Source organism: Streptomyces sp. UNOB3_S3 (assembly GCF_020740895.1).
In the GTDB taxonomy this organism is placed as follows: domain Bacteria; phylum Actinomycetota; class Actinomycetes; order Streptomycetales; family Streptomycetaceae; genus Streptomyces.
In genome coordinates, this window is record NZ_JAILXP010000482.1 from 1 (window position 1) to 4,581 (window position 4,581).

At 75.1% G+C, this 4,581-nt stretch carries 4 protein-coding genes; 3 read left to right on the top strand and 1 reads right to left on the bottom strand.

Annotation, left to right across the window (positions count from 1 at the left end):
* On the bottom strand, positions 1-753 hold a 753-nt coding region (locus tag K6I33_RS32170), incomplete at its 3' end, for a methyltransferase (RefSeq protein WP_229358097.1).
* A 228-nt stretch (positions 754-981) separates the two neighbouring features.
* On the opposite strand from K6I33_RS32170, the gene K6I33_RS32175 reads away from it, so the two are divergent.
* From K6I33_RS32175 to K6I33_RS32185, 3 genes are read left to right on the top strand one after another with little or no spacing between them, the layout of a single operon-like run.
* Entirely contained in the window at positions 982-1,770 is a 789-nt protein-coding gene (locus K6I33_RS32175) for an ATP-binding cassette domain-containing protein (protein WP_229358098.1), read from the top strand.
* On the top strand, positions 1,742-3,877 hold the full coding sequence (locus K6I33_RS32180; RefSeq protein WP_229358099.1) for a YhgE/Pip family protein: 2,136 nt from the start codon (positions 1,742-1,744) through the stop codon (positions 3,875-3,877). Before K6I33_RS32175 ends, K6I33_RS32180 begins: the two co-directional genes overlap by 29 nt.
* 35 nt (positions 3,878-3,912) lie before the next feature.
* Positions 3,913-4,527 (top strand): TetR/AcrR family transcriptional regulator, encoded by a 615-nt coding sequence (locus tag K6I33_RS32185; RefSeq protein ID WP_229358100.1) that lies wholly within the window; start codon positions 3,913-3,915, stop codon positions 4,525-4,527.
* Positions 4,528-4,581: the final 54 nt, after the last annotated feature.

The window sequence follows — 4,581 nt, forward strand, 5'->3', positions numbered from 1 at the left end:
GTCCCGCTCGGCCAGGACGTGGAGCTGTGTGGCGATGGAGTGGAAGGCCGGCAGCTCGGCCGCCGCGGCCTCCAGCCGCAGCAGCGCGTCCAGCGCGCCGGGCTCGTGGTCGACGAGCACGCCGGGCACCAAGTCGGCGAAGACGCGCACGCCGTGCACCGCGGAGACCTCCAGGCCCGCGTCGCCGACGAGGCCGGAGAGCTGCTCGGCGGTGAAGCGGCGGGTGACCGGGTCCCCGGCGCCCCAGTGGCCGGAGGGGTCGGCGAGGGCCTGGTGGGCCTCGGTGAAGTGCCCGGCGAGGGCGCGGGCGAGCACGGCGCCGCCGAGGCCGGCGGCGAGCAGGCTGAGGGTGCCGCCCGGGCGGAGCGCCGCGACGACGTTGCGGACGCTGTCGGCGGGGTCCTCGACGTACTCCAGCACGCCGTGGCAGAGCACGACGTCGAAGCCGCCGCGGTCGACGACGTCGAACAGGCCGTGGGCGTCGCCCTGGACGCCGCGCACCCGCTCGGCGACCCCGGCCTCGGCGGCCCTGCGCTCCAGCGCGAACAGCGCGTTGGGGCTGGGGTCGACGACGGTGACGTGGTGGCCGAGCCGGGCGAGCGGCACCGCGAACTTGCCGGAGCCGCCACCGGTGTCGAGGATCTCCAGGGCCTCCCGGCCGGCGGCCTTGACCCGGCGGTCGAGGGCGTCCTTGAGGACCTCCCAGACCACGGCGGTACGGAGGGACGCCCGGGGGCGCAGCGGGTCTGACACGGCGGGTGACTCCTCGGCGGGTGACTGCGGGTGACTGACGTCGGGCGGCACCAGCCTAATGGGCCGGGCCCCGCCTCCCCGCACCTGCGGCCGCGCGCCCTCCCGGACCCGTGCGAACCGGCCACGACCTGCGCGAACTCCCCAGCGAAAGACCGGGGTTGACAGCGGAGGGAGGCCATCCGCCATACTTTTGCACTGACCGGTCAGTCCAAGATCGCTGGAGGTCCCGTGGACGGCACCCCGCACGGAGCCGCGATCGCGGCGGAGGGCCTCGGCGTCCGGGGGCCGCGCGGCTGGGCGTTCCGCGCGGTGGACGTCGACGCGCCGCCCGGTTCGCTCGTGGCCGTCGAGGGCCCCTCCGGCTCGGGCCGCACCTGTCTCCTGCTCACCCTCACCGGACGTATGCGGCCGTCCGCCGGACGCGCCGAGGTCGCGGGCCTGGCCCTGCCCCGGCGGATGGCGGCCGTCCGGCGCGTGAGCGCGCTCGCGCACGTCCCGGGCGTCGCCGAGCTCGACGCCTCCCTGACCGTCGCCGAGCACCTGCGCGAACGCGCGCTGCTCCAGCGGAGGTTCGGCGCCCCGCCCGGCACGCTGTTCCGCCCCGGCGCGCTGTTCCGCACCCGGGCGGAGAAGGCGGCACGGGAGGCCGCCCGTACCGAGGCCGCGCTCACGGCCGCCGGGCTGGAGGTGTCCGCGCTGCCCAAGGGCGCCGGCACGGCCGTACGGGACCTGGGGCGGCTGGAGGCGCTGCGGCTGGCGCTGGCCCTCGCGCTCGTCGGCGCGCCCCGGCTCGTCGCGGTGGACGACACCGACCTCAAGCTCACGGCCGCCGAACGCGACCGGGCGTGGGCGCTGCTGCGCTCGCTCGCCGGGGCCGGTACGACCGTGCTCGCGGTGTGCGCGGAGGCGCCGCCGGGCGACGCGGTGGTCGTCCGCACGGCCCCGACCACGTCACAGGCCCCCTCACAGGCCCCGAAGGGAGCGGCGGATGCGTTCGCCGAAACTGGCCGTCCTTGAGCTGAAACGATTCGGGAGGGGCCGGCTGCCGCGCGCCGCGCTCGTCGCCCTCCTCCTGCTGCCCCTCCTCTACGGCGCGTTGTACCTGTGGTCCTTCTGGGACCCCTACGGGCGGCTCGACAAGGTGCCGGTGGCGCTGGTCAACGCCGACCGGGGCACGACCGTGGACGGCGCGCGGCTGGCGGCGGGCGACTCGATCGTCAAGGGACTGCGCGACTCCAAGTCCTTCCAGTGGCACGAGACGAGCGCCGCGAAGGCCCGCGAGGGGGTCGAGAAGGGGACGTACTACCTGTCGTTGACCATCCCGGCCGACTTCAGCCGGCTGCTCGCCTCCAGTTCCGGCGGCTCCCCCGTGACCGGCACGCTCCAGGTCCGGACGAACGACGCGAACAACTACATCGTCGGCCAGATCTCCCGCTCGGTCTTCTCCGAGGTCCGCGCGGCCGCCTCTCGCAGGACCTCGCGGTCCTTCTACGACAAGATCTTCGTCTCCTTCTCCGGCCTCCACGGAAAGACGGAGGAGGCGGCGAACGGCGCCGACCGGCTCGGCGAGGGCATCGGCGAGGCCCGCAAGGGCGCCGGGGACCTCAAGGACGGCCTGGCCCGCGCCCGGAGCGGCAGCGGCGAGCTGGAGCAGGGCGTGGACCGGCTGCACAACGGCGCGGGCACCCTGGACTCCGCCGCTCGGCAACTGGCCACCGGCGCCGCGCGGGTGGCGGACGGCACCCACCAGCTGGCCGACAAGGTGAACGGCGTCGCCGGCAAGGAGGGCGCGTTCGTCAAGGAGCACGCGGGCGAGATCGGGGAGGCCGCCCGCGGCGTGGCCCGCGAGGCGCGGACCCTCCGCGAGCACCTGGCCGACCTGCCCTCCCCCGCCGTCACCGGCCCGCTCGCCAGGGCCGGCAGGCGCGGCGCGGACGACCTGGCCGCCGCGTACGACAAGCTGTGCGCGACCGGCGCCGCCACGCCGGGGGACGTCTGCCCGGCCCTGAAGAAGGCCGTGTTCGCCGCCCGGCAGTCGGCCGAGGGCGCGGAAAGGCTCGACGCCCTCGTGCGGAACGGGAACGGCGAACTCGACCGGCTCCCCGGACGGCTGGACGCCCTGCGCGCCTCCGCCGAACGGCTCGCCGACGAGGCCCCGCACCTGGCGCGGGACATCGACGGCGCCGTACGGAAGGTCAACGCCCTCGACGACGGCGCCCGGCAGGTGGCCGAGGGCGCCGGCCGCCTCAGCACCGGCACCGGGCGGCTGCGCGACGGGCTCGGCACCGCGAAAACGGGCGCCGCCGGCCTCGGCGACGGCATCGGCAGGCTGAGCGAGGGCGCGAACACGCTCCAGGGCGGCATGGTCAAGCTGTCCGACGGCTCCGCCGAGCTCGCGGGCGGCCTCCACGACGGCGCCGCGAAGATCCCCGACTACAGCGGGAAGGACCGCGATGCCCGCACCGCGGTGATGGCGGACCCGGTCGCCCTGGCCTCCAAGGCGCTCCACAAGGCCCCCGACTACGGCACCGGATTCGCCCCCTACTTCATCCCGCTCTCGCTCTGGGTGGGCGCGATGGTCGCCTACATGCTGATCCAGCCCCTCAACCGGCGTGCCCTGGCCGCCGGCGCCTCCGCCCGGCGGATCGCCCTCGCGGGCTGGCTGCCCGCCGTCGCCATCGGCGTCCTCCAGACGGCCGCGCTGCTGGCCGTCCTCCACTGGGCGCTGGGCCTGCGGCCGGAACGGGCGGCGGGCACGTGCGCCTTCCTCGTCCTCGTCGTCGCGTGCTTCGCGGCCGTCGTCCAGTGGCTGAACGCCCGCTTCGGGCCCGCCGGGCGCATCCTCGTCCTCGCCCTGCTGATGCTCCAGCTGACCTCGGCGGGCGGCACCTACCCGGTGCAGACCAGCCCCGGGTTCTTCAACGCCATCCATCCCTTCCTGCCGATGAGTTACGTCGTCCAGGGGCTGCGCCACCTCATCACCGGCGGCGGGCTCGCCCCCGTCTGGCAGGCCTGCGGCGTCCTCGCGGCCTTCACCGCCGCAGCCCTGGCCCTGACGGCCGTCTCGGCGCGGGGCAAGCAGGTCTGGTCCGTGGACCGGCTCCACCCGGAGCTGAGCCTGTGAGCGCGAACACGCCCGGTGCGGGGAGAATCACCGTCATGGACAGCAGCGGTACGCGCCGGCAGAACACACGGCGCAAGCTCTTCGAGGCAGCGGTCACCCTCATCGCGGAACAGGGCTTCTCCTCCACCACGGTCGACGAGATCGCCGAGCGCGCCGGCGTCGCCAAGGGCACGGTCTACTACAACTTCGCCAGCAAGACCGTGCTCTTCGAGGAGCTGCTGCGGCACGGCATCGAGCTGCTGACCGACTCCCTCCGGGCCGCCGCCGACGAGACGGCCGAGCGCGGCGGCAGCCGCGTCGACGCCCTGGACGCGATGATCCGGGCGGGCCTGGACTTCATCACCCGCTACCCCTCGCTCACCCAGCTCTACGTCGCCGAGCTGTGGCGCACCAACCGGGCCTGGCAGTCGACGCTGACGCAGGTGCGGCAGAAGGCGATCGCCGTCATCGAGTCCGTCCTGACGGAAGCGGTGACGGAGGGCGAGCTGAGCACGGAGCTGGACATCCCGCTGACGGCGTCGGCGCTGTTCGGCATGGTGCTGGTGGCGGCGCTGGACTGGCAGTCGTTCCAGCCGGAACGGTCGATCGACGAGGTGCACTCGGCGCTGTCGCGGCTGCTGCAGGGGCGGGTGAGCGGCGCGGGCCGCTAGCCGGGCGGGCACGTGCGCCGGCCCGGTGCGGTCCGATCCCCCTCGGACCGCACC